Genomic DNA, 22,769 nt, shown 5'->3' on the forward strand with positions numbered 1-22,769 from the left:
AATGCCGGGAGATGAATGCGAGCTCGCCGCGACATTTCCGCGGGCGTGCGGCGTACTCCAAAACGCAAACCGCCCGCCTCGCGTCGGCGAGGCGGGCGGCTGCGCGCCATCAGGCCTGGACGCTTAGGCCGGCTGTTGCAGGCCGGCTTCGTTCAGCCATTCGAGAATCTTGGCCTTGGGCATGGCTCCGACCTTCATCGACGACATCTGGCCGCCGCGGAACAGCATCATGGTCGGGATGCCGCGCACGCCGTAGCGCGACGGGGTGGTCGGGCTGTCCTCGATATTGATCTTGGCGACGGTGACGTGGTCGGCCAGTTCCTCGGAGATCTGCTCCAGGGCCGGGGCGATCTGCTTGCACGGACCGCACCACTCGGCCCAGAAGTCGACCAGCACCGGCTTATCGGCCTGCAGGACGTCGCGTTCGAAGGATTCGTCGGTCACCGCTACGGTGCTCATCGGTCAGCTCCATCTGGGCGCCCGGCGGCGAAAGCCTCGCCGGCGCGCGCGGGAAACAAGGGTTTGGGGATTCGCGCCCCGTCTTGCTGCAAGATTTAGGGGTCCCGACCCCCGCCGGCAATGCTCTAGAACAGCCGGGCCAGGGCCTGGGCCATCACCTTTTCTGGTATCGCCATGAGTTTGGGACCGTCGGTCCAGACGATCGCCGCCTCCACCGGCCGGTCCGGGAACACCTGGGCGAGCACCGCCGCATAGATCGCCATCTGGCCCAGATAGGCCGGGTCGGCGTCGTCGATGCGGGCGGGCGAAGGGCGGTTGGTCTTGTAGTCGACGACCAGCACCGCGTCCGGCGTCACCACCAGCCGGTCGACGCGGCCGGAGATCGCCAGCCCCTGGGGCAGGCCCGCGGCCCCGCCGGCCAGGGCGACCTCGGCCCGCGAGCCGGGGCCGAACACCCGGGCGAAGCGGTCGTCCTCCAGCACTCCGAACGCCGCGGCCGCCATTTCCGCGCGCTGGTCGGCGGTCAGGTCGCGCTCGGCGGCCAGCAGCCGGTCGGCCGCAGCGCGCCGGGCGGCGGGGTCGATGTCGGGCAGCAGCTGCAGCAGGCGGTGGATGATCTCGCCGCGCCGGTAGCGGCCCAGGCCCGACACCGCCGCCAGGGGCGAGGGGGCGCCGCCCCGGGCCTCGTCCTCGAGGGTCGAGGGAGCGGCGTAGCGGGCGGCGGGGGTCTCCGGCCGGGCCGGCGCCAGGGTCCAGGCGGGCGTCGGAACCTCGGCGGGTCCTTCGGGCGGCGCCGCGGCGTCCAGGCGCAGCGGGTCGGGGCCGAAGCGCAGGCGGCCGTCCTGGTCGATCTCCCGCACGCCCGGGGCGACGTCCGGATGGGCGAAGGCGGCCTGGGCGGCGGCGTACCAGCCGCCGACGTTCTCGTCCTTGGTCCGGGCGTCGATGCGGCCGCAGAGGACCAGGCGATCGCGCGCCCGGGTCAGGGCCACGTAGTAGAGCCGCAGGGCCTCCTCGGCGTCCTTCTTCTCGCGCCGTTCGCGGGCCCGGGCCGAGGGTTCGCAGTCATTGGCCTTGGACGCGCACCACAGAAAGCCGCCCTCCTCGGTCGCCATCAGCGGCGAGCCGCGCGCCCCGCCCTTCATCGTCGTCTCGGGCAGGAAGACGATCGGCGCCTCCAGGCCCTTGGCCCCGTGGGCGGTCATCACCCGCACCTCGCGCCGGACGCCCTCCATCTCGCGCTTGACGACGATGTCGAGGCTGGCGAAGTCGGCGACCAGGCTCTCCAGGTCGCGGACGCCGCGCTGCTCGGCGGCCAGCACCTGGGCCAGGAACTCGTCCAGGGCCTCGGCCGCCTCCTCGCCCAGCCGGGTCAGGACCTTGGCGCGGTTGGAGCGCACGGTCTCGTCCACCCGGCCCAGCAGCAGGGCGTAGAACTCGAAGGGCTGACGGCGGCGGGCCTCGGCCAGGGCCCAGCGCAGCAGGCCGCGGGCGGCGGCCCAGGCCGGCCGCTCGTCGGCCCGACCGTTCAGCGTCCTCCACAGGGTGGCCGGCGCGCGGTCCTTGGCCAGGGCGTAGAGGTCGTCGTCCGACAGGCCGCAGAACGGGCTCTTCAGCAGGGCCGCCAGGGTCAGGTCGTCGTCGGGGAACAGACAGAAGCGGCCCAGGGCCAGCAGGTCGTCGAAGACGATGTGGGCCGACAGGCTCAGGCGGTCGGCCCCGGCCACCGGCACGCCCCGGCGCTTGAGGGCCCGCAGCACCTCCTCGAACAGCGCCTTGCGCCGGCGGACCAGCACCAGCACGTCGCCGAAATGGGCCGGGCGCCAGACCTTGTCCTCCTTGTCGAACACCGCGTCGCCGCGGGCCACCAGGGCGGCGATCTCGGCGGCGATCTTCTCGGCCAGCCGGCGGTTGGCGCCGTGCTGGCTCTCGGCGTCGAGCGGCGCGTCCCAGGCCTCGCGCTCCTCGCCGGCCGGCTCGCGCTCCAGCGGCCACAGGTCGACGCAGCCCTTGTGGTCGACCCGGAACGGCTGGTGGCGCACCAGGTCCTCGCCGGCCGGGGCCGGCACGCCCGAGCGGGTCTCGGGGGCCGAGAACAGGGCGTCGACGAAGCTCAGCACCTCCACCGTGGAGCGATACGACATGGTCAGGGGCACGGCCTTGCCGACCCGCTCGGCGGCGGTGATCTGGGCGATATAGGCCTGGGTCTCCGACAGCAGCCGCTGGGGATCGGCCCCCTGGAAGGAGTAAATCGACTGCTTCTCGTCGCCGACCACGAACAGGGTGCGGGCGTCCTCGCCGCCTCTCCAGCGCGCCGCGCCCTCGCCGGCGAAGAAGTCCGAGGTCAGGGCCCGCAGGATCGCCCACTGGTCGGGGGCGGTGTCCTGCGCCTCGTCGAGCAGGATGTGGTCGATGCCGCCGTCCAGCTTGTAGAGCACCCAGGCCGCATCGACCTTCTCGGTCAGCAGCACGCGGGTGCGGTCGATCAGGTCGGCGAAGTCCAGCGCGCCGCGGGCCGCCTTCTCGACCTGGTGCGAGCTGATATAGAGCCCCGCCAGCCGCAGGGCGTCGGCGCTGTCCTCGGCCACCCGGGCGGCGCGCAGCCATTCGCGGGCCTCCTCCAGCCGCTCCTGCTCGGCCAGCAGGCGGGCGCGCAGGTCCTCGCGCCCCTTCAGGCCCGAGGTCTTGGCCGGCCAGGTCGCCGGCGTCCCCGCGCCCCGCTCGGTAAACAGCGCCGCTAGGGCCTGGTCGAGGCCGGCGTCGGGATCGTCGGCCACCGCCAGCATCTGGCCGGCGCACTTGACGTCGGTCTTGCCGCCGCCCAGCAGCACCTCGGCCACGGCCCGCCACAGGTCGCGGTCGAGCTCGGCCATGGCCTCGGCGGTCACCGCCTCGACGCTGCTGGCCCCGTAGTGGAAGCCGCAGACCTTCCAGACGTCCTCGATCGCCCCGGCCAGCCCGCCCTGGGCGGCCAGATAGGCGGCGATCGCCCCGCGCTGGCTCTCGAAGGTGGCGAACATCGCCTGGAAGGCGTTGAAGTCCAGCGCCACCGAGAACCGGGCATAGGCCTGGGCGAAGGCGTCGTCATGGTCGGTGACCCAGGCCGCCACCTGCCGCAGCGCCCCCTGAGCGATCGCCGCCGAGGCCGCGTCGTCCATCACCGTGAAGCCCGGCGACACCCCGGCCTCCAGCGGAAAGCGCCGCAGCAGCTTCTCGCAGAAGGCGTGGATGGTCTGGATCTTCAGGCCGCCCGGCGTCTCCAGCGCCTTGGCGAACAGGCCCCGGGCCCGCGACAGCTCGCCAGGACTGAAGGTCGCCGGATCGCGGCCCTCCAGCGCCCCGACCTGGCGGCGCAGCTCGGCGTCGGGGGTGACGCACCACTCGCCCAGCCGCTCGAACAGCCGGCGCTGCATCTCGGCGGCGGCGGCCTTGGTGTAGGTGACGCAAAGGATCGCCTCCGGCGTCGAGCCGGCCAGCAGCAGCCGGGCGACGCGGTCGATCAGGGTCTTGGTCTTGCCTGAGCCGGCGTTGGCGGTGACGAAGGCCGAGATGGCCGGGTCGGCGGCGATGCGCTGGGGGTCGATCATGAACCCCTCTCCCGTGGGGAGAGGGAGGGGCCCGCGCCCAATGGGCGTGGGAGGGTGAGGGGGTAAGGCCTTTCGGGTTGTCGCGCGGAAAGATCGGCGCGGAGACGGCCGACGGCGAAACCCCTCACCCTCCCGTCGCTTCGCGACGGGCCCCGCCCTCTCCCTGTGGGAGAGGGATCAAAAAGCGACCTCACTCCGCCCCCTCCGCGTCGTCGCCGCTGGTCGACCATTCGAACACCCGCGCCAGGTGGCCGTAGTCGCCGGCATGGTCGTGGACGAACTGCGGGGCCACCCGCGACAGATAGGGCTGGCCGGGATCGTCATACCGCTCGACCAGCTCGCGCAACCCGTCCAGGGCCTTGATCGCCGCCGCCTGGCTGTCGGGGCCCGCGGTCGCCCGGACCTCCTCGACGCCGGCCGGCTTGCGGCCGGTGACCCGCAGATAGGTCAGGTCGCCGGGCTCGCGGCGGCCGACCTCGGGGAAGCCGCCCTCGCGCAGGATGGCGGCCGTCAGGGTCAGCTGCGGCGAAAAGCCGGTCTCGACCTGCTTCTTCGACGGCGCGGCGCCGGTCTTGTAGTCGAGGATGTGGGCCAGGCCCTCGGGGGTCGGCTCGATGCGGTCGGCCTTGGCGGTGACGGTGAACGGCCGACCGCCGATGTCGAGGGTCAGTTCGCCGGCCGCCTCGACGACGATGCGCTCGGCCCCGGCCCGGCGGCGGGTCTCCAGCGCCGCGACCCACAGGGCCGCCTCGCGGGCCAGGGCGCGTTCGCGGGCCAGGGCGGCCGGCGGCATGCCGGCCTTGACCAGTTCATCGAGATAGAGGCCGGCGAAGATCTCGGCGGCGTCGCTCGGCACCGGGCCGGGATGGTCGCGCGAGAAGGTCTCGAAGGCGGCGTGGATGGCGGTGCCGCGAGCCCGGGCCTCGACCGGCTCGTCGGGGCGGTCGAGCGGATAGAGCTTGAGGATGTCGCGGGCCCAGACGGCGTAGGGGTCGCGGGTCAGGGCCTCGATGCGGGTGACGGCCATCCGCCGCGGCCGGTCGGCGACCGGCGGGGTCGGGGCCGGGCGGGCGATCGGGGCGTAGGGGCCGGGGGCGTCGAGGTCGCGCGCCCAGGCCAGGACGTCGGGACGCTCGGCCAGGGTCAGCTGGGCGCCGCGGGCCAGGGTCTTCAGCCGCCACAGCCAGCGGCTCTCGACGGCCGGGGCCCCGCCGCGCCGCTCGCTATGGACCAGCACCACGTCGGGCGCGCAGGCGGCCTGGGCGAAGTCGTGGGCGGTCAGGCCGATGCGGCGCTCGGGCGGCGGCAGGCCCAGGCGGCCGCGCATCGGCCGCGACAGGAACGGATCGATCGGCGCCCCCCGCGGCCAGATCCCCTCCTCCAGCCCGGCCAGGATCAGCCGGTCGGCCCGCACCAGCCGCGCCTCGATGGCCCCCAGGATGCGCAGCCGCGGATGGGTGGCGCCGCCGGTGCGCACGGTCTCCTCGTTGACCAGCCGGTCGAGCAGGTCGGCAAAGCCCAGGGGCGTGGCCGGCGGCAGGGCCAGGCCGTCGGTGATCAGCGACGACAGCAGGCCGGCCAGGCTCTCGCCCGCCGCCCCCGCCCACAGCTCGGCGGGATCGGCCAGGGCCTCCAGGCTCTCGACCAGGGCGCGGGCCGCGGCGGCCGGCTGGGCCTGGTCGTCGATATAGGGAGCGGCGGCGCGGCCGGCGGCGGCCAGCACCCGCTCGGCCAGGGCCAGGGCGTCGGGGTGGTTCTCAAGCTTGGCCCGCAGTTGATTGGCGTCGCGCGGGGCTGGGCCGCGCAGGCCCTTCAGCTCCAGGTCGCGGGCGGCGAAGGGCTCGGCGCCCAGCAGCGGATGCTTGGCCACGGCCAGCAGCCGCACCGGGTCCAGCGGCGCGACCGCCAGGGCGGCCAGATGCTGGGCGAGGATCGCCGCCGGGCTGGCGGCCAGAGGCGCGCCGGCCGAGCTGTCGGCGACCACGCCCCAGCGGGCCAGGCGGGCGCTGACTCGGCGGGCCAGCTCCTGGTCAGGCGTCACCAGGGCGGCGGTCAGGCCCTCGGTCTCCAGGGCCTCGCGCAGCAGCAGGGCGCAGGCGCTGGCCGCCTCCTCCTCGGTGCGGGCGCTGAGCAGGGACAGGCCCTTGAGGCCTTCGGCGATCGGATCGACGTCGGTCGATTCGGCCCGCAGCCGGTCGATCTGGGCCAGCCAGTCGGCGGTGGTCTCGGCCGGCCGCAGGGCCTCGTTGATCAGCCGCCGGCGCCAGCGGCCGCGGCTGTCGGCCTCGGGGACCCAGGGACGGACGTCGGCGCGGGTCGCCCCGGCCCCATCCAGCAGCCGCCGCATGGCGCCCTGCGGATGCTGCTCGCCGACCTGTTCCCAGGCGTCCTCGGCCAGGCCCTCGTCGAGGCCGGGCAGCACCACCGCCCCCTGCGGCAGGCCGGCGATCACCCCCAGCAGGCGGGCGGTGGCGGGGGCGGTGCCGGTCGAGCCGGCGGCGACCAGCACGCCCGGCGGCGGCTGGGCCGTCCACTGGTCGGCCAGAGCGTTGAGCAGCCGCACCCGGCGGTCGCTGACGTCGATCAGGCCCAGTTCCTCCAGCCGAACCGGCCAGGCGGTCAGGATCGCCTTCAGGAACCGGGCCGAGACCTGCCAGTGCCGGGCCAGGTCGCCCTCGGCCAGGTCCTCCAGCCGACCGTCGCCGACCACGACCTCCTCGATCTGGCAGCTGTCGAGGAAGTCGGCCAGGGCCTTGGCCATCTCCAGGGCCTGGCCGGCCTGGGGGCGGAAATCCAGCAGGTCGGCGTGCTCGGCCACCAGCCGGGCCAGTTCGAACCGCCGCCGGCGCGACGACACCGCGGGCGGCAGGTCCAGGCTCAGCTCGCCGGGCTCGAACGGCGGCTCGCCCTCGTCCAGGTCGCCCAGCGGCCGGATCTGCGGCAGCAGCAGGGCCTTGCCGCCGCCGACCGCCACGAAGGCGTCGGCCAGGGCTCGGGCGCCGCGGCGGGTCGGGGTCAGGACCGTCGCCTGCGGCAGGGCCTCGGGACCGAGCGGGGCCAGGGCGGCCAGCAGGCCGCGCGCTAGGTCCTCGACGAAGGGGCGGTGGGCGGGGATCGAGAACCAGCGCGGCCCCGAGGTGGAAAAGGGGCCCGCCGCGCTCATGCCAGGCTCTTGCTGGCCAGCCGGGCCTCGGCGGCGGCGACCGCCTCGGGATCGCCGACATGCATCCACAGGCCGTCGGGGGCGACGCCGTGCACCCGGCCTTCGGCGGCCAGGGCCTTCCAGATCGGAGTCAGCGAGAACGGCCCGTCGGGACCGTCGGCGACCACGGCCGGCTTGCAGATATGGACGCCGACATAGACCAGGGGCGCGATCTCGCCGGCGGCCTTGAACCGCACCGCGCCGTCTTCTCGGAGAAACACGTCGCCGCTGTCGTGGAAGCCCAGGGACCCGACGGTGGGGGCCAGCATCAGGCAGACCTCCATCCGGGCGGGGTCCCAGGCCCGGACCAGGGCGTCGATCGCCGCGCCGGCGGGCTCGAGCCACACCGAGTCGATATTGGCCACGAAGATGGGCTCGTCGCCGAGCAGGGGCAGGGCCTGCTTGACGCCGCCGCCGGTCTCCAGCGCCTGCGGGCGCTCGTCGGAGATGACGATGCGCGGACCAAGGCCCCGGGCCGTGCGGGCGGCCAGGTGCGCCTCCAGCCGGTCGGCGAAATAGTGGACATTGACCACCGCGGTCTCGACCCCGGCGGCGGCCAAGCGGTCGAGCATATGGTCGATCAGCGCCTTGCCGCCGACCTCGACCAGGGCCTTGGGCCGGTCGTCGGTCAGGGGCCGCATGCGGGTGCCCAGGCCCGCGGCCAGGACCATGGCGACCCTGGGCGTGTTCGCAGCGGCGCTCATCGGCGGACCTCGGCCGGAACATGGGCGTCGAACCAGGCCTTCAGCCCGGCCAGCGCCGGATTGGCGAAACAGGCGTCGAGATAGGTCCACAGCCGCGGCACGAAATCGGCGTAGCGCGGTTTCCCGTCGCGGGTCACCAGGCGGGCGAAGATGCCCAGGATGCGCACGATGTTGAGCGCCCCCAGGGCGTGGTAGTCGGCCAGGAAGGCGACCCGGTCGAGGTCGGGCCTGCCGGCCAGGTAGCGGTCGAGGCCGGCGGCCTCGCGCTGCGGCGACACCGTGCGGCGGGCGTCGTGCAGCAGCATCGACAGGTCCCAGGCCGGATGGGCCAGCACCGCGTCCTGGAAGTCCAGCAGCCCGACCCGGGCCGCGCCCTGGCGGTCGGGCAGCCAGATCAGGTTCTCGGCGTGATAGTCGCGGTGGCAGAACACCGTGGCGCCGGCCTCGCCCCGGGCCCGGATCGGGGCCCACAGCGCCTCCCAGTCGGCCAGGGTGGCGGCGTCGAGGGTCACGGGCCGGAACCGCGGCATCCATTCGACGAAGATGTCGTGGGCGGTCTTCAGGGCCAGGCCGTCATAGGTCAGCAGCGGCCAGGTCGAGCCGCCATAGGCCAGCACTCCCGGCGTCGGGGCGGCGTGCAGGGTCAGCAGGCCGTCGACGGCGGCGTCGTAGAGCGGGGCCTCGTCGGCCCCGGCCTCGATCAGGCGGGCGTAGAGGTCGTCGCCCAGGTCCTCCAGCACCGCCAGGCCCGCGGCCGGATCGGCGGCCAGCACCTGGGGGGCCGACAGGCCCTGGGCGCGGAGCCAGCCGGCGCAGGCGACGAAGGCGTCCACCCGGCCAGCGGCCAGGCGGGCCAGGGCGTTGTAGCCGAGGGCGGCGCGCTCGGCCGGGGTCGCGTCCGGCGGACAGGGCGCGGTCTCGATCGACGGCGGCTGGTCCATGAAGATGAAGCTGTCGCCGCCACGATGCAGGCGCTCGTAGCTGCGGGTCGAGGCGTCGCCGCCCAGCGGCTCGCGGCGAACGTCGCCGAAGCCATGGGCGGCCAGGAACGCCGCCTTGGCCGCTTCCCGGGCCGTGTCGCGATCAGGGCTCAAGCTTGCGTCCTTCGAAACTGCCGTGCGGCGTCAGGCGGGCGCGGCGCGCCGCGCCGTCCGCGCTGGGGGTGATGTCTATATCGAGTCGGTCCGTCGGCAGACGGCCCTGCAGCCGCTGCGGCCACTCGATCAGGGCCGCGCCGTCCTCCAGCGCCTCCTCAAGGCCGATCTCATAGGCCTCGTCGGGGTCGGTCAGGCGGTAGAGGTCGAAATGGGCGACCGGGAAGGCCGGGCCGTCATAGAACTGCACCAAAGTGAAGGTCGGGCTGGGCACCTCCTCGTCGGGCGAGGTCAGGGCGCGGACCAGGGCCCGGGCCAGGGTCGACTTGCCGGCCCCCAGCGGTCCGGTCAGGCAGACGGCGTCGCCGGGCCGCAGCACGCCGGCCAGCCCCTGGCCGAGGGTCTGGGTGGCGGCCTCGTCGGGCAGAAACACTTCGATCACGGGCGGCGCCGTCCCTGGCAGGCGGGCGCTCGAAAGATCGACCCGCGGACGATCTCTAGAACATGGCGCGCCCCGCCTCCAAGGCGCGGCCGGCCTCGCCGACAGGAAATTTGACGCGACGGCCGCGGCGTTCGACCCTAGGAGGAGGAACCGCCAGGAGCGCGTGATGAAAAACCTCGGCCGCTGGATCGTCGCCGTCGCCGTGCTGGTCGCCCTCGGGGCCGGTCTGTGGGCCTATTGGAACTTCGAACTGCGCTGGCGGCCCAAGACCATCACCCGTCACCAGGCCGAGATCGCCAAGATCCTGGAAACCTCCGGCTGGGTGTCGCCGGGCCTGGGCGGAGCGAAGCTCTACATGGTCAGCTTCCGCACCTGCCCCGACTGCGTGCGCTTCAAGCACGAGGAATATCCGCGCCTGCACAAGGCCGGGGTCGACACCCGGCTGATCGAGATCGCCCGCGCCGACCGCAACGGCGTGCCCAAGTCGACGCCGGCCGAGCGGGCGACGGTGGCCGAGCTGTGGGTCAACCGCAGCTGGGCGTTGTCGGAACGCTGGGACGCCACGCCGGTCGAGGCCTGGACCGCGGCCGGGCTCAAGCCGGCCGACGGCGACCTGGCCCGCACGGCGGTGATCGAGGCCGGCCGCAAGACCGTCGAGGACCTGCGGCCGCTGCTCAAGGACAACGGCGTCAGCTTCGCCTATCCGCTGCTGGTCTGGTGGAGCAAGGACGGCAAGATGAAGGCCTGCGCCTGCGAACGCCGCGAGACCTACCGCTTCGTACGCAAGGACCTGGGGATTTGATGACCTTGTCCGAAGACGAGTTTCGACAGGGACTTGTCCGCCTTGAGGCGGTCGCGAACGACGCCGAACGCAACGCCTTGGCGCTCGACCTGGCCGAGACGGGCCGACAGGAGGTATTCGAACCGCTCACGCGGCTGATCGACCGGGAAGATCTTCGCAACCGTCGTGGGACGCTCGTCCACGCGCTTCGCTATCTGGATTGCTCCAGGCATGTCGCGTTTCTCGCCGGCTTGGTGGACGGGGAACTACGAAGTTGCGCATGAAGCGCTTTACATTCTGGAGAGCGTGGAGGCCGCGCCAGGCGAAGAGGTCGACCGCGTGGCGTCCGCCGCCGAAACGGCGCTCGCGTCGGCCGGCCTGGAAGACTGGCGGCGCGAACTCCTGAAAGACCTCATCGAGTGCTACGGCCCGCTCAAATCGGCCGCCGGCTGATCTCGTCCTTGCGGGCCTGGCGGGTCTTGCGGCCGTGCTGCTGGTCGAGCTCGTCGTTGCGCGGTTCGTCGCCGGCGTCGATTTCGAGATTGTCGTCGGCGTCGTAGATCGCCTGGGTTTCGCCCTCGGGCGCGAGGTCGGAAGGGATGGGCGTGCGGCTGCGGTCTTCGGCCTGGGCCATGACGGACTCCTCTGACGTTGCAGGAGAGGAAACAAACTCGCCTCCAGCCACGTTCCGCGGCCGGAGGCGATCAGGGTCCGGAGGTCAGAAGTCCTGGGCGGTCGGGCGGATGGCGATTTCGTTGACGTCGACATCGGCCGGCTGCTCGACCGCGTAAGCGATGGCGCGGGCGATCGCCTCGGCCGGGATCGAGATCTTGTAGAATTCGTCCAGGCTCTTGCGCGATTCCGGATCCGAGCTGCCCAGCTTCAGTTCGCTGTCGACCGCGCCCGGCGAGATCACCGTCGTGCGGATCCGGCCGCCGACCTCGTGGCGCAGGCCTTCGGAAATGGCCTGCACGGCGAACTTGGTGCCGCTGTAGACCGCGCCGCCCGGGCTGAAGACCTTGCGGCCGCCGATCGAGGCGATGTTGACGAAGTGGCCGGAACCCTGGCGCTCGAACACCGGCAGGGCGGCGGCGATGCCGTACAGCAGGCCCTTGATGTTGATGTCGATCATCCGGTCCCACTCGTCGGTCTTGGCCGCCGACATCGGGGCGATGGCCATGTAGCCGGCATTGTTGACCAGCACGTCGACCCGGCCGAAGGCCTGGACGCCGGCCGCGATCATCGCCTCGACCTCGGCCTTGACGGCGACGTCGGTCTGGACGGCGACGGCCTGGCCGCCGGCGGCGGCGATCTCGGCGACCAGGGCCTGCAGCCGGTCGATCCGGCGCGCGGCCAGCACCAGGCGGGCGCCCTTGGCGGCGAGATGGCGGGCGGTCGCTTCGCCCAGGCCGCTGCTGGCCCCGGTGACGACGACGACCTTGCCCGAAATATTGCTGTTGGCGGTCATGGCGGATCTCCTTGTGCTTGGGGGCGTCTCGCCCCCTGGCCAGAAGATGAGGGATCGACCCCGCCGCGATAATTGTTGATAGTTTGAACGTCGTTTCAAAGGGAATTTGATAATGCAGCGTGACCTGATGGACGGCGTCGTCGCCTTCGCCGCCGTCGCCCGCCGGCGCAGCTTCACCGCCGCCGCGGCCGACCTGCAGGTGACGCCGGCGGCGGTCAGCCATGCGGTCAAGCAGCTGGAGGCGCGGATCGGCGTGGCCCTGTTCGCCCGCACCACCCGGGAGGTCGGCCTGACCGAGGCGGGTCGCCGGTTCCTGGACGGCGCCCGGCCGGCGGTCGAGGCCATGGAGGCGGCGACGGCGGCGGCCCGGTCATTGGGCGAGGGTCCGGCCGGCCGCGTCCGGCTGACGGTGTCGCGTCTGGCGTTCGGCATGGTGCTGGCCCCGGCCATGGCCGACTTTTCCCGCGCCTTCCCCGACGTGCGGCTGGAGGTGGCGGTCGACGACACCTCGGTCAGCATCATCGACCAGGGCTTCGACGTCGGCCTGCGACTGGGCGAGATGATCGCGCCGGACATGGTGGCGGTGCGGGTCTCGCCGGCCTTCCAGTTCTGCGTCGTCGCCGCCCCTGCCCTGCTGGAGCGGCTGGGCCGGCCCGCCCATCCCCGCGACCTGAAGGGCTTTCCGTGCCTGAACGTCTTCCAGCTGACCCGCCGCCACGACTACCGCTGGGAGTTCGCCGAGGGCGGCCGCGAGTTCGAGGTGGCGGTCGAGGGGCCGTTCAGCCTCAACGACTTCGGCTTCCTCGTCGAAAAGGCGATCGAGGGGCTGGGCCTGGCCTACGAGCCCGAGCCCCTGGTGGCCGAACATGTGGCGGCCGGACGGCTGGAGCGGGTGCTCGACCCCTATCTGGCCGGTCCGACGGCTTGGCATCTCTACTATCCCAGCCGCCTGGGCGCCTCGGCCCCGCTGCGGGCCTTCGTCGAGTTCATGCGCGGGCGCCTGCGCCTGGCCGAACGCGGTTCCTGAGGCCCATGGACCTTTCGGGTCTTTCCCCGCGGGCCCCGGCGCGCTAACCGGACCGGCGATGCCCACATCCGTCCGCACCGCCTACCGAGAGCGCCTGGCCCAGGGCGAGATCAAGCCCGACGTCGCCCAGGCCGGCGCCGTCGACGCCTTGTCGCGGCTGGAAGCCGACCTCGACAGCGCCGGCGAGCCGGGCTTTTCGCTGTTCGGCCGCAAGCCCAAGGGCCAGAGGGGCGTCTATCTCTGGGGTCCGGTCGGGCGCGGCAAGTCGATGCTGATGGACCTGTTCTTCGACAGCGCCCCGGTCGGCCGCAAGCGCCGCGTCCACTTCCATGTGTTCATGGCCGAGATCCACGCCCACATCGACGCTTGGCGCAAGGGCGACGCGGCCGAGCGCAAGGCGCGATTCGGCCAGCACAAGGGCGACGATCCGATCGTCCCGACCGCCGACCTGATCGCCGCCCAGGCCCGCCTGCTGTGCTTCGACGAGCTGCAGGTCACCGATATCGCCGATGCGATGATCCTGGGCCGGCTGTTCGAGGCCCTGTTCGCCCAGGGCGTGACCCTGGTGGCCACCTCCAACCGCCCGCCCGACGATCTCTACAAGGACGGCCTCAACCGCCAGCTCTTCACGCCGTTCATCGCCATGCTGAAGGAGAAGATGGACGTGGTCGCCGTGCGCGGGCCGGTCGACTTCCGCCTCGACCGGCTGCGGGCCGCCCGCACCTGGCTGGCCCCCGACGACAAGGCCAACGCCGCCGAGTTCGACCGGCTGTGGCGCGACATGCTCGATGGAGCCGAGGAAACCGGCGGCAAGATCGAGGTGCTGGGCCGCAAGATGCACTTCCCGCGCGCCGCCGGGGGCCTGCTGCGGGCCTCGTTCGCCAGCCTGTGCCAGCAGGCCCTGGGGCCGCAGGACTATCTGGCGATCGCCGCGCGCTTCCACACCCTGTTCCTCGAGGACGTGCCGACGCTGACGCCCGAGCGGCGCGACGCGGCCAAGCGGTTCAACACCTTGGTCGACGCCCTCTACGAGGCCGACGCCAAGCTGGTCGCCCTGGCCGACGGCGAACCGGAGGCCCTCTACCCGGCTGGCGACGGGTCGTTCGAGTTCGAGCGCACGGTCTCGCGCCTGCAGGAAATGCGTTCGGCTGACTATGTGGCCCGCATCCGGGACTGAGCTAAGGGACTGAAATCATGAGCGTCTCCGACCGGATCCGCGTGCGCGACGTCCAGCTGCTGTCCGACGATCATTATCTGCTGAAGAAGACCACCTTCGACTGGCGCAGCAACGACGGCCAGTGGCGGACGATGAGCCGCGAGACCTATGACCGCGGCGACGGCGCCGTCCTGCTGCCCTACAATCTTGACCGCCGCACGGTGCTGCTGACCCGGCAGTTCCGCTACGCCGCCTATGTCAGCGGTTATGACGACCTGCTGGTCGAGGCGGCCGCCGGTCTGCTGGACGACGCCTCGCCCGAGGACCGCATCCGCGCCGAGGTCGAGGAGGAGGTCGGCTACCGTCTGACCGCGGTGCGCAAGGTGTTCGAGGCGTTCATGAGCCCGGGCGCGGTGACCGAGACCCTGCACTTCTTCGTGGCCGAGTACGACGCCGGCATGAAGGTGTCCGAGGGCGGCGGGCTGATTGACGAGGGCGAGGAGATCGAGGTGCTGGAGCGCACGATCGACAACGCGTTGGCGATGATCGCCACCGGCGAGATCCGCGACGCCAAGACCATCATGCTGCTGCAGTACGCGGCGCTGAACCTGTGGCGGTCCTAGAGGGCCCCTACGGCAAAGCTGAGAACGTTTCTCAACAAGGGCGGCTGCGTTGACAAGGGGGGCGCCGCGCTTACAAAGCGTCCCGCAACGCACAAAACCAAAGGGTTGGACGTTTTCATGACCGACACCAGCGGGGGACTTCCCGAGCGCCCACTGTCGCCGCACCTGCAGGTCTGGCGCTGGCATGTCACCATGGCCTGCTCGATCCTGCACCGGGGCTGCATCATGGCCCTCTATGTCGGCGTGCTGCTGCTGGCCGGCTGGGCCCTGGCCCTGGCCTCGGGTCCCGACGCCTATGCCGGCTACACCGGCCTGCTCGGCTCGCCGATCGGCAAGCTGGTGCTGTTCGGCCTGACCTTCGCCCTGCTGTTCAACCTGGCCTACACCGTCCGCCAGACGTTCTGGGACGCGGGCCAGGGCTTCACCCCCAAGGTCGCAGACATGTCCGGCGCCTGCGCCATCGCCTTCGCGGTGGTCGGCGCCATCGTGGTCTGGGTGATCGCCGCCCAAACCGGAGCGCTCTGATCATGGCCAATCCTCCCACCGCCGGCCGGTTCCGCACGCCGATCTCCCGGGCCCGCGGCCTGGGCGCCTCGCACCACGGCGTCGGCCACTTCGTCACCGAGCGGGTCTCGGGCCTGGCCCTGATCCCCCTGGCCCTGTGGGGCCTGTTCGCCGGCCTGCGGCTGGCCGGCATCGGCTATGAGGGGGCGGTCGACTGGGTGTCGATCCCGCTCAACACCGCCCTGCTCTGCCTGTTGATCGTCGTCGCCCTGGTCCACCTCAAGGGCGCCGTCCAGGTGGTGATCGAGGACTATGTCGAGGGCTTCGTGATCAAGTCGATCCTGGTGGTCGGCAACCTGTTCCTTTGCGTCCTCGGCGGCGCCGTGGGGGTCGTGTCGATCCTCAAGGTCGCCTTCACCGGAGCCTTTTGATGTCGGCCTACAAGTTCATCGACCACAAGTTCGACGTCGTCGTCGTCGGGGCCGGCGGCTCGGGCCTGCGCGCCGCGCTCGGCTGCGCGCAAGCGGGTCTGAAGACCGCCTGCGTGACCAAGGTGTTCCCGACCCGCAGCCACACGGTCGCCGCCCAGGGCGGGATCTCGGCCTCGCTGGGCAATATGGGCCAGGACGACTGGCGCTGGCACATGTTCGACACCGTCAAGGGCTCGGACTGGCTGGGCGACCAGGACGCCATCGAGTACCTGACCCGCAACGCCCCGGCGGCGGTCTACGAGCTTGAGCACTGGGGCGTGCCGTTCTCGCGCACCGTCGACGGCAAGATCTACCAGCGCGCCTTCGGCGGCATGACCAAGAACTTCGGCGAAGGCCCGATCCAGCGCACCTGCGCGGCGGCCGACCGCACGGGTCACGCCATGCTGCACACGATGTACGGCCAGTCCCTGGCGCACGACACCGAGTTCTTCATCGAGTACTTCGCCCTCGACCTGATCATGGAAGACGGCGTCTGCCGCGGCGTCACCGCCTGGAAGCTGGATGACGGCACCCTGCACCGCTTCCAGGCTCAGATGGTGATCCTGGCCACCGGCGGCTACGGCCGCGCCTACTTCTCGGCCACCTCGGCCCACACCTGCACCGGCGACGGCAACGCCATGGCCCTGCGGGCCGGCCTGCCGCTGCAGGACATGGAATTCGTCCAGTTCCACCCGACCGGCATCTACGGCGCGGGCTGCCTGATCACCGAGGGCGCCCGCGGCGAGGGCGGCTACCTGACCAATTCGGAGGGCGAGCGTTTCATGGAGCGCTACGCCCCGTCCGTGAAGGACCTGGCCCCGCGCGACATGGTCAGCCGGGCCATGACCATCGAGATCCGCGAAGGTCGCGGCGTGGGTCCCAACAAGGACCACATCTTCCTGCACCTGGACCACCTGGACCCGAAGATCCTGCACGAGCGTCTGCCCGGCATCTCCGAGACCGCCAAGGTGTTCGCCGGCGTCGATGTCACCAAGGCCCCGATCCCGGTGCTGCCGACCGTCCACTACAACATGGGCGGCATCCCGACCAACTATCACGGCGAGGTCGTCACCAAGTCGGGCGACAATCCCGACCAGGTGATCCCCGGCCTGATGGCCGTGGGCGAGGCGGCCTGCGTCTCGGTGCACGGCGCCAACCGCCTGGGCTCCAACAGCCTGATCGACCTGGTGGTGTTCGGCCGCGCCGCAGCTTTGCGCTGCGCCGAGATCCTCAAGCCGATGGCCACCCAGCCGGAGCTGAAGGCCAGCCAGACCGATCCGCACCTGGCCCGCTTCGACCGCTACCGCAACGCCAACGGCAATCAGCCGACTGCCGCCCTGCGTCTTGAGATGCAAAGGGCCATGCAGGAGGACGCCGCGGTGTTCCGCACCGGCGAGACCCTGGAAGGCGGCCTCAAGCGCCTGGGCGTGGTCTGGGACAAGGCCAAGGACATCAAGGTCAGCGACCGCGGGCTGGTGTGGAACACCGACCTGATGGAGACCCTGGAGTTCGACAACCTGATCGGCCAGGCGGTCGTCACCGTGGCCGGGGCGGTCAACCGCACCGAAAGCCGCGGCGCCCACGCCCGCGAGGACTTCTCCACGCGCGACGACGCCAACTGGATGAAGCACACCCTGGCCTGGCTCGACCAGTCGACCGGCCAGGTGAACATCGATTTCCGGCCGGTGCACAGCTACACCATGTCCAAGGACATCGACTACATCCCGCCGAAACAGCGCGTGTACTGAGGGTACGATCGATGGTCCAGCTCACGCTCCCCAAGAACTCCACCGTCCAGAACGGCAAGCACTGGCCCGCGCCCGCCGGCGCCAAGAAGACACGCGCGTTCAAGGTCTATCGCTACGATCCGGAAGACGGCCGCAATCCGCGCTGGGACACCTACGAGGTCGACGTCGAGGCCTGCGGCCCGATGGTCCTGGACGCCCTGCTCTACATCAAGAACACCATCGACCCGACCCTGGCCTTCCGCCGCTCGTGCCGCGAAGGGGTCTGCGGCTCCTGCGCCATGAACATCGGCGGCCGCAACACCCTGGCTTGCACCCACGGCCACGCCGACACCCCCGGCAAGGCCGTGCAGATCAGCCCGCTGCCGCACCAGCCGGTGGTCAAGGACCTGATCCCCGACCTGACGCTGTTCTACGCCCAGTACGCCTCGATCGAGCCGTGGCTGCACACCACCACGCCCGAGCCGCAGACCGAGTGGAAGCAGTCGCCGGAGGACCGCTCCAAGCTGGACGGCCTCTACGAGTGCATTCTCTGCGCCTGCTGCTCGACCTCGTGCCCCAGCTACTGGTGGAACGGCGACAAGTATCTGGGTCCCGCCACCCTGCTGCACGCCTATCGCTGGCTGATCGACAGCCGCGACGAAGCCACCGGCGAGCGCCTCGACAGCCTTGAGGACCCGTTCAAGCTCTATCGCTGCCACACGATCATGAACTGCGCCCAGGTCTGCCCCAAGGGCCTGAACCCGGCCAAGGCGATCGCCGAGATCAAGAAGATGCTGGTCGAGCGCGTCGTCTGATCCTCTAGGGTGACGGCGACCTTGCCAGAAGGTGACGTCGCCGTCATTTTTGTCTGAGCGGGAGGATGCGGCCTTGAGCCAAGCGGGCACCGGCGACCTGAACAGTCGTGTCGTCATCGTCGGCGCCGGCCATGCCGGCGGTTCGGCCGCCGCCTTCCTGCGCCAGTACGGCCATACCGGCCCGATCGTGCTGATCGGCGACGAGCCCCTGCTGCCCTACCAGCGCCCGCCGCTCAGCAAGGCCTGGCTGAAGGGCGAGGCCGACGCCGAGAGCCTGCAGCTCAAGCCCGACAGCTGGTACGAAGAGGCGAGCGTCTCGTTGCGCCTGGGGGCCACCGCCGCCAGCCTCAACCGCGGCGCCCGGACGGTGACGCTGTCGTCGGGCGAACAGCTTTCCTACGACTACCTGATCCTGGCGACCGGGGCGCGGGCGAGGACCCTGCCGATCCCCGGCGCCGACCTGGCGGGCGTCCTGGCCCTGCGCACGGCGGCCGACGCCGAGGCCCTGAAGGGCGCGCTCGGTCCAGGCAAGCGCCTGGCGGTGGTCGGCGGCGGCTATGTCGGCCTGGAGGCCGCCGCCTCGGCCCGCGCCCTCGGCGGCGAGGCGACGATCATCGAGCGAGAGTCACGGGTGCTGGCCCGGGTGGCCTGCGAGACCCTGTCGAGCTTCTTCCAGGCCTATCACGGCGCCCGCGGCGTCAGGTTCGAACTCAGCGCCGGCGTGGCCGGCTTTGAGGGTGCGGACGGCCATGTCACCGGGGTCAGGCTCAGCGACGGCGCGGTCGTGCCCTGCGACGCGGCCCTGGTCGGGGTCGGAGCCCATCCCAACGACGAGCTGGCCAAGGACGCGGGCCTGGACTGCGCCAACGGCGTGGTGGTCGACATCGAGGCCCGTACGGCCGACCCGCACGTGTTCGCCATCGGCGACGTCACCCACCGGCCGCTGCCGCACTACGACCGCCAGTTCCGGCTGGAGAGCGTGCCCAACGCCTTGGAGCAGGCCAAGCAGGCCGCCGCCGCCATCGCCGGCAAGCCGATGCCGCCGCACGAGGTGCCGTGGTTCTGGTCCGACCAGTATGACCTGAAACTGCAGATCGCCGGCCTGCCGTTCGACGCCGACCGCCAGGTGGTGCGCGGCGACGTCGCCGCCGCCAGGTTCGCCGTCTTCCACCTGAAGGGCGACCTGGTCCAGGCGGTCGAGGCGATCAACGCCCCGCCCGAGTTCATGGCCGGCAAGCAGCTGATCGCCAAACGCACGCGAATTGATATCGACCGGCTGATGGACGCGGCGATTTCCATGAAGGACGTCGCGGCGTAGAACGACCGTTCACGACCTGCCCAGGGGACCCATGGCCAAGATCACCTATATCGAGCACGACGGCGAAGAACATGTCATCGAGGTCAAGCCAGGCCTGACGGTCATGGAAGGCGCGGTGAAGAACAACGTCCCGGGCATCGACGCCGACTGCGGCGGCGCCTGCGCCTGCGCCACCTGCCACGTCTATGTCGACGACGCCTGGCTGTCCAAGACCGGCGACAAGTCGGCGATGGAGGAGTCGATGCTCGACTTCGCCGAGAACGTCGAGTCCAATAGCCGCCTGTCGTGCCAGATCAAGGTTTCCGACGCCCTGGACGGCCTGGTGGTGCGGCTGCCGGAAAGCCAGCACTGACGGCATCTGCCGCTAGTTGTTGAAGCGCCTCAGCTCGAAGGTCGGCGGACCGCCGGCCAGGAACAGGCCCTGCTCGACCCTCAGCGGCCGGTCGGTCGGGCCGGGCGGGTAGATCAGGTAGACGAAGTAGAACGCCCCGGGATTGGCCACGGCCAGCCGCTCCAGCTGGCGGAACGGGCCGATATTGACCGAGCCCAGCTGCACGAACAGGTTGATGTCGGTGCCGCCGTGGCCGCTGTGCGGGATCAGGTGGCCGCGGTGATAGGCGGGGCCGGCGCTGTGGGGGTGGCCAGCCATGCGGCTGGCGTCGCGCGGCAGGCGGTTGCGGCCGTTCATCAGGCCGTAGGCGGCGATCGTCAGCTCGCTGTCGAGATCGAACAGATAGGTGAAGTGATCCAGCTGCACGCTGACGATCTGGGCGGTGGGCCGGCTCCGGTAGAAGTCGGCGCACCAGGCGTCGGCCAGCAGTCCCGGCAGCGTCATCCGCGAAAAAACGTCGAAGCCGGGGGCGGTCACCGCCTGCAGCGGCGCGTTGAGGAAACCGTAGTCCATGGGCCCAGCCTCGTCAGTGCGTTCCGCCGCGATGGCGAGGCGGCCACGCCGGTCTCAGCCGAAGCCAAGCTAAGGCAGCCGCCGCGGGCAATCAAGAGTCGAGCCGCGGGGCCGGCGCCTAGAACCCGAACTCCGGCTGCGCCGCGCCCGGCTGCTGGGTTTCGGGCAGGTGGCAGGTGAAGGTCGAGCCCGCCCCCGGCTCGCTCTCCAGCGCCACCCAGCCGCCGTGCAGCTCGACCAGGGCCTTGACCAGGGCCAGGCCCAGGCCCGGGCCGCCGCGGTCGCGGCCGACGAAGCGGTCGAAGATGTGGGCCTGGACGTGGAAGGGCACGCCGCGGCCGGTGTCGGAGACATCCAGCCGCACCTCGCCCAGGGCCCGGCGGGCCGACAGGGTCACCACCCCGTCCGGCGGCGTCTGGCGCAGGGCGTTCTCGACCAGGTGGTCGAGGATCTGCGACAGCCGCTTGAGATCGCCGCGGATCAGGCCGACGTCCTTGTCGCACTCCACCGACAGGGTCACCCCGCCGATCTGGGCGGCCTTCAGGGCCCGTTCCTGGGCGTCGCTCATCAGGCCGGCGACACGGATGTCCTCGATCTCCAGGGCCATCTCGCCGGCGTCGATCTGGGCCATGTCGAGCACGTCGTCGATCGAGCGGGCCAGCTGGGTGGCGGCGGCCCGCACCGAAGCCACGTGGCCGCGGCTGCGCTCGGACAGGCCGTCGGCCCGCTCCAGCAGCTCCGAATACCCGATGATCGTCGTCAGCGGCGTGCGCAGTTCGTAGGAGACGTTGCCGACGAAGTCGCGCTTGAGCCGCTCGGCCTCGGTCAGGGCCTGGGAGCGGTCGGCCAGGGCGGCCTGCAGGTCGCGGGTGTCGGTGACGTCGGCGAAGGCGATCAGGGTCGCCCCGTCCGGCAGCGGCCGGCTCTGATAGACGATGATGCGGTTGTCCGAGGTGCGGGTCTCGCCTGAGGTCGGGGCGCGCATCTGCGGGTCGGGATCGGCCACCCGGCCCTTCAGCTCGCGCCAGAAGCTCAGGTCGTGCAGGCGCGGCACGCACAGCTCGACCACGCCCTCGAAATCGACCGCCGCCTCCAGGGCCTGGGCCGAGACGTTCCAGAAGCTCTCGAACGCCTCGTTGTGCAGCCGCAGCCGGCCGTCCGAGCCGAACACCGCCACCGCGTCGTTGAGCTTGTCGAGCGTGGCCTGCTGCACCTGGATCAGGGCGTTGTACTGGGCCTTCAGCCGCAGCTCGCCGGTGATGTCGGAATAGAGCAGCAGCATGCCGCCCAGCGGGTGGGGCTGGCGCACCACGCGCAGGGTGCGGCCGTCGGGCAGGTCCCACATCTCGTCGGGCTGCGGTCCCAGGTCCTCGTAGCGGGCCAGTTCGGCGGCCTTCCATTTCGCGTAGTCGACCGTCTCGGGCAGCCGGCGGCGCTGGCGCAGGCGGTCGAGCACCTCGCCGTGGGTCGGCCGTTCGGCCAGCCAGGCCGGCTCCAGGCCCCAGAGCTCGGCGAAGGCGGTGTTGTGGAAGGCCAGGCGGCGGCTCTGGCTGAAGATCGCTACGGCGTCGGCGATGTGGTTGAGGGTCTCGTCATGGGCCTCGACGTGCTTCTTCAGCGCGTCGCGCATGTCCTCGACCTCGGTGACGTCGCTGCTGAACACCCCGACCCCGCCGCCCTCCAGCGGCTGGGCCGAGAAGCGCAGGGCCCGGCGGCGGCCGTCGATCGGCACCCAGCGCACCACTTCGCGCAGCTCGCCGACCTTGGCTGCCTCGGCGGCCAGGGCGTCGGCGGCCCGGTCCACGGTCTTGCCCTCGCGCGCGGCCTCGGCCGCCGAGGCGGCGCCGACGACACGCAGATAGGCGGCGTTGCCCCAGACCGGCGTGCCGTCGGCGCCTGAGATCCAGGCCGGCTCGACCAGACCGTCGAGGAAGGTCGCGAAGCGGACGGCGTCGGGCAGGCCGGTCTGGTCGGCGGCGGCGGCGGTCAGGCGCAGCCAGGCCAGGGCCCCGGTCGCCCGGCCCTCGACCGACACCCCGCCGTCGGCGGCGCGGGCCTCGAAGGCGCAGGCCTCGCCGCGCTCGAACAGGCCGGCCAGCTTGTGGGCGTAGTCCGGATCGGCCCCCGCCAGGGCGTCGACCACGCCCTGGGCGTCAGCCGGCGCGCCGAGGATCCGGGCGCACACGGCCAGGGCGTCCTCGCCCGAGACCAGCCGCGCCGCGCCGCCTTCCACCGCCACGACCACGGTGTCGAAGGCCTCGGCCGCGGCCTGGGCGGCCAGGCCGCCGTGCTCCAGCCCTTCGAGCTGGGCGCGCAGCTGGGACAGCTGGCCCTCGAACCGCCGCCGCTGGGACATCGCCCAGAGCGTGGCGCAGAGCGCCAGGCAGACCGCGCCGGCCGTCGCGGCCAGGATCAGATCAGGCGAGGTCATCAGGCTTGTCGCGCGCCCCAAGGATTAGCGAATCAGAATCCCAGATTAGGACGCCTC

Annotated in this window: 22 protein-coding genes; 11 read left to right on the forward strand and 11 right to left on the reverse strand. The window is 71.6% G+C overall.

Annotation, left to right across the window (positions count from 1 at the left end; translation table 11 throughout):
• Positions 1-123 precede the first annotated feature (123 nt).
• The 6 genes from trxA to tsaE all read right to left on the reverse strand — a co-directional run bounded on the left by trxA (position 124) and on the right by tsaE (position 9,488).
• Positions 124-459, reverse strand: coding sequence for a thioredoxin (trxA, locus tag ACIPQB_RS17375; protein ID WP_446486508.1), 336 nt, complete (start codon positions 457-459; stop codon positions 124-126).
• Between the two features lie 125 nt (positions 460-584).
• Positions 585-4,046 carry a double-strand break repair helicase AddA gene (gene addA, locus ACIPQB_RS17380; protein WP_446486509.1) on the reverse strand — a complete coding sequence of 1,154 codons (3,462 nt, stop codon included), beginning with the start codon at positions 4,044-4,046 and terminating at the stop codon, positions 585-587.
• Positions 4,047-4,236: 190 nt separating this feature from the next.
• Positions 4,237-7,209, reverse strand: coding sequence for a double-strand break repair protein AddB (gene addB / locus ACIPQB_RS17385; RefSeq protein ID WP_446486510.1), 2,973 nt, complete (start codon positions 7,207-7,209; stop codon positions 4,237-4,239).
• A complete protein-coding gene (gene murU, locus ACIPQB_RS17390; protein ID WP_446486511.1) occupies positions 7,206-7,952 on the reverse strand; it encodes an N-acetylmuramate alpha-1-phosphate uridylyltransferase MurU in 747 nt (248 codons plus the stop codon). The genes addB and murU overlap by 4 nt, the downstream gene beginning before the upstream one ends.
• The gene (gene amgK / locus ACIPQB_RS17395) at positions 7,949-9,046 is read right to left on the reverse strand and encodes an N-acetylmuramate/N-acetylglucosamine kinase AmgK (RefSeq protein WP_446486512.1); all 1,098 of its coding nucleotides are present in this window, start codon (positions 9,044-9,046) and stop codon (positions 7,949-7,951) included. Before amgK ends, murU begins: the two co-directional genes overlap by 4 nt.
• A complete protein-coding gene (tsaE, locus tag ACIPQB_RS17400; RefSeq protein WP_446486513.1) occupies positions 9,036-9,488 on the reverse strand; it encodes a tRNA (adenosine(37)-N6)-threonylcarbamoyltransferase complex ATPase subunit type 1 TsaE in 453 nt (150 codons plus the stop codon). Before tsaE ends, amgK begins: the two co-directional genes overlap by 11 nt.
• Positions 9,489-9,654: 166 nt before the next feature.
• Between tsaE and ACIPQB_RS17405 the strand changes: the two genes are divergently transcribed.
• Positions 9,655-10,290 (forward strand): hypothetical protein, encoded by a 636-nt coding sequence (locus ACIPQB_RS17405; protein ID WP_446486514.1) that lies wholly within the window; start codon positions 9,655-9,657, stop codon positions 10,288-10,290.
• Here ACIPQB_RS17405 and ACIPQB_RS17410 read toward each other — a convergent pair.
• The gene (locus ACIPQB_RS17410; RefSeq protein ID WP_446486515.1) at positions 10,257-10,502 is read right to left on the reverse strand and encodes a hypothetical protein; all 246 of its coding nucleotides are present in this window, start codon (positions 10,500-10,502) and stop codon (positions 10,257-10,259) included. The genes ACIPQB_RS17405 and ACIPQB_RS17410 overlap by 34 nt on opposite strands.
• Here ACIPQB_RS17410 and ACIPQB_RS17415 point away from each other — a divergent pair.
• Positions 10,501-10,722 (forward strand): hypothetical protein, encoded by a 222-nt coding sequence (locus tag ACIPQB_RS17415; protein WP_446486516.1) that lies wholly within the window; start codon positions 10,501-10,503, stop codon positions 10,720-10,722. The genes ACIPQB_RS17410 and ACIPQB_RS17415 overlap by 2 nt on opposite strands.
• On the opposite strand, the gene ACIPQB_RS17420 is transcribed toward ACIPQB_RS17415, so the two are convergent.
• The gene (locus tag ACIPQB_RS17420; RefSeq protein ID WP_446486517.1) at positions 10,703-10,903 is read right to left on the reverse strand and encodes a hypothetical protein; all 201 of its coding nucleotides are present in this window, start codon (positions 10,901-10,903) and stop codon (positions 10,703-10,705) included. The genes ACIPQB_RS17415 and ACIPQB_RS17420 overlap by 20 nt on opposite strands.
• Positions 10,904-10,987: 84 nt before the next feature.
• Positions 10,988-11,737 (reverse strand): SDR family oxidoreductase, encoded by a 750-nt coding sequence (locus ACIPQB_RS17425; RefSeq protein WP_446486518.1) that lies wholly within the window; start codon positions 11,735-11,737, stop codon positions 10,988-10,990.
• Positions 11,738-11,849: 112 nt separating this feature from the next.
• Here ACIPQB_RS17425 and ACIPQB_RS17430 point away from each other — a divergent pair, with 112 nt between their 5' ends.
• From ACIPQB_RS17430 to ACIPQB_RS17470, 9 genes are all read left to right on the forward strand, one after another.
• The gene (locus ACIPQB_RS17430; protein ID WP_446486519.1) at positions 11,850-12,764 is read left to right on the forward strand and encodes a LysR substrate-binding domain-containing protein; all 915 of its coding nucleotides are present in this window, start codon (positions 11,850-11,852) and stop codon (positions 12,762-12,764) included.
• Between the two features lie 58 nt (positions 12,765-12,822).
• Positions 12,823-13,941, forward strand: a complete 1,119-nt coding sequence (zapE, locus tag ACIPQB_RS17435; RefSeq protein WP_446486520.1) for a cell division protein ZapE — start codon at positions 12,823-12,825, stop codon at positions 13,939-13,941.
• A 17-nt stretch (positions 13,942-13,958) separates the two neighbouring features.
• Complete coding sequence (locus tag ACIPQB_RS17440) at positions 13,959-14,543, forward strand: NUDIX domain-containing protein (protein WP_446486521.1); 585 nt, start codon at positions 13,959-13,961, stop codon at positions 14,541-14,543.
• A 117-nt stretch (positions 14,544-14,660) separates the two neighbouring features.
• The gene (sdhC, locus tag ACIPQB_RS17445) at positions 14,661-15,068 is read left to right on the forward strand and encodes a succinate dehydrogenase, cytochrome b556 subunit (protein ID WP_446486522.1); all 408 of its coding nucleotides are present in this window, start codon (positions 14,661-14,663) and stop codon (positions 15,066-15,068) included.
• 2 nt (positions 15,069-15,070) lie between these two features.
• Entirely contained in the window at positions 15,071-15,478 is a 408-nt protein-coding gene (gene sdhD, locus ACIPQB_RS17450) for a succinate dehydrogenase, hydrophobic membrane anchor protein (protein ID WP_446486523.1), read from the forward strand.
• Entirely contained in the window at positions 15,478-17,265 is a 1,788-nt protein-coding gene (sdhA, locus tag ACIPQB_RS17455; protein WP_446486524.1) for a succinate dehydrogenase flavoprotein subunit, read from the forward strand. The genes sdhD and sdhA overlap by 1 nt, the downstream gene beginning before the upstream one ends.
• 11 nt (positions 17,266-17,276) lie before the next feature.
• Positions 17,277-18,059 (forward strand): succinate dehydrogenase iron-sulfur subunit, encoded by a 783-nt coding sequence (locus tag ACIPQB_RS17460; RefSeq protein WP_446486525.1) that lies wholly within the window; start codon positions 17,277-17,279, stop codon positions 18,057-18,059.
• A gap of 97 nt (positions 18,060-18,156) precedes the next feature.
• A complete protein-coding gene (locus tag ACIPQB_RS17465; protein WP_446486559.1) occupies positions 18,157-19,377 on the forward strand; it encodes an NAD(P)/FAD-dependent oxidoreductase in 1,221 nt (406 codons plus the stop codon).
• Between the two features lie 31 nt (positions 19,378-19,408).
• A complete protein-coding gene (locus ACIPQB_RS17470; protein WP_446486526.1) occupies positions 19,409-19,729 on the forward strand; it encodes a 2Fe-2S iron-sulfur cluster-binding protein in 321 nt (106 codons plus the stop codon).
• A gap of 12 nt (positions 19,730-19,741) precedes the next feature.
• Here the strand turns inward: ACIPQB_RS17470 and ACIPQB_RS17475 are convergent, their stop codons facing one another.
• A complete protein-coding gene (locus tag ACIPQB_RS17475) occupies positions 19,742-20,281 on the reverse strand; it encodes a hypothetical protein (RefSeq protein ID WP_446486527.1) in 540 nt (179 codons plus the stop codon).
• Between the two features lie 118 nt (positions 20,282-20,399).
• Entirely contained in the window at positions 20,400-22,712 is a 2,313-nt protein-coding gene (divL, locus tag ACIPQB_RS17480) for a cell cycle protein kinase DivL (protein WP_446486528.1), read from the reverse strand.
• Between the last annotated feature and the right edge of the window lie 57 nt (positions 22,713-22,769).

This window comes from Caulobacter sp. LARHSG274 (assembly GCF_052871235.1).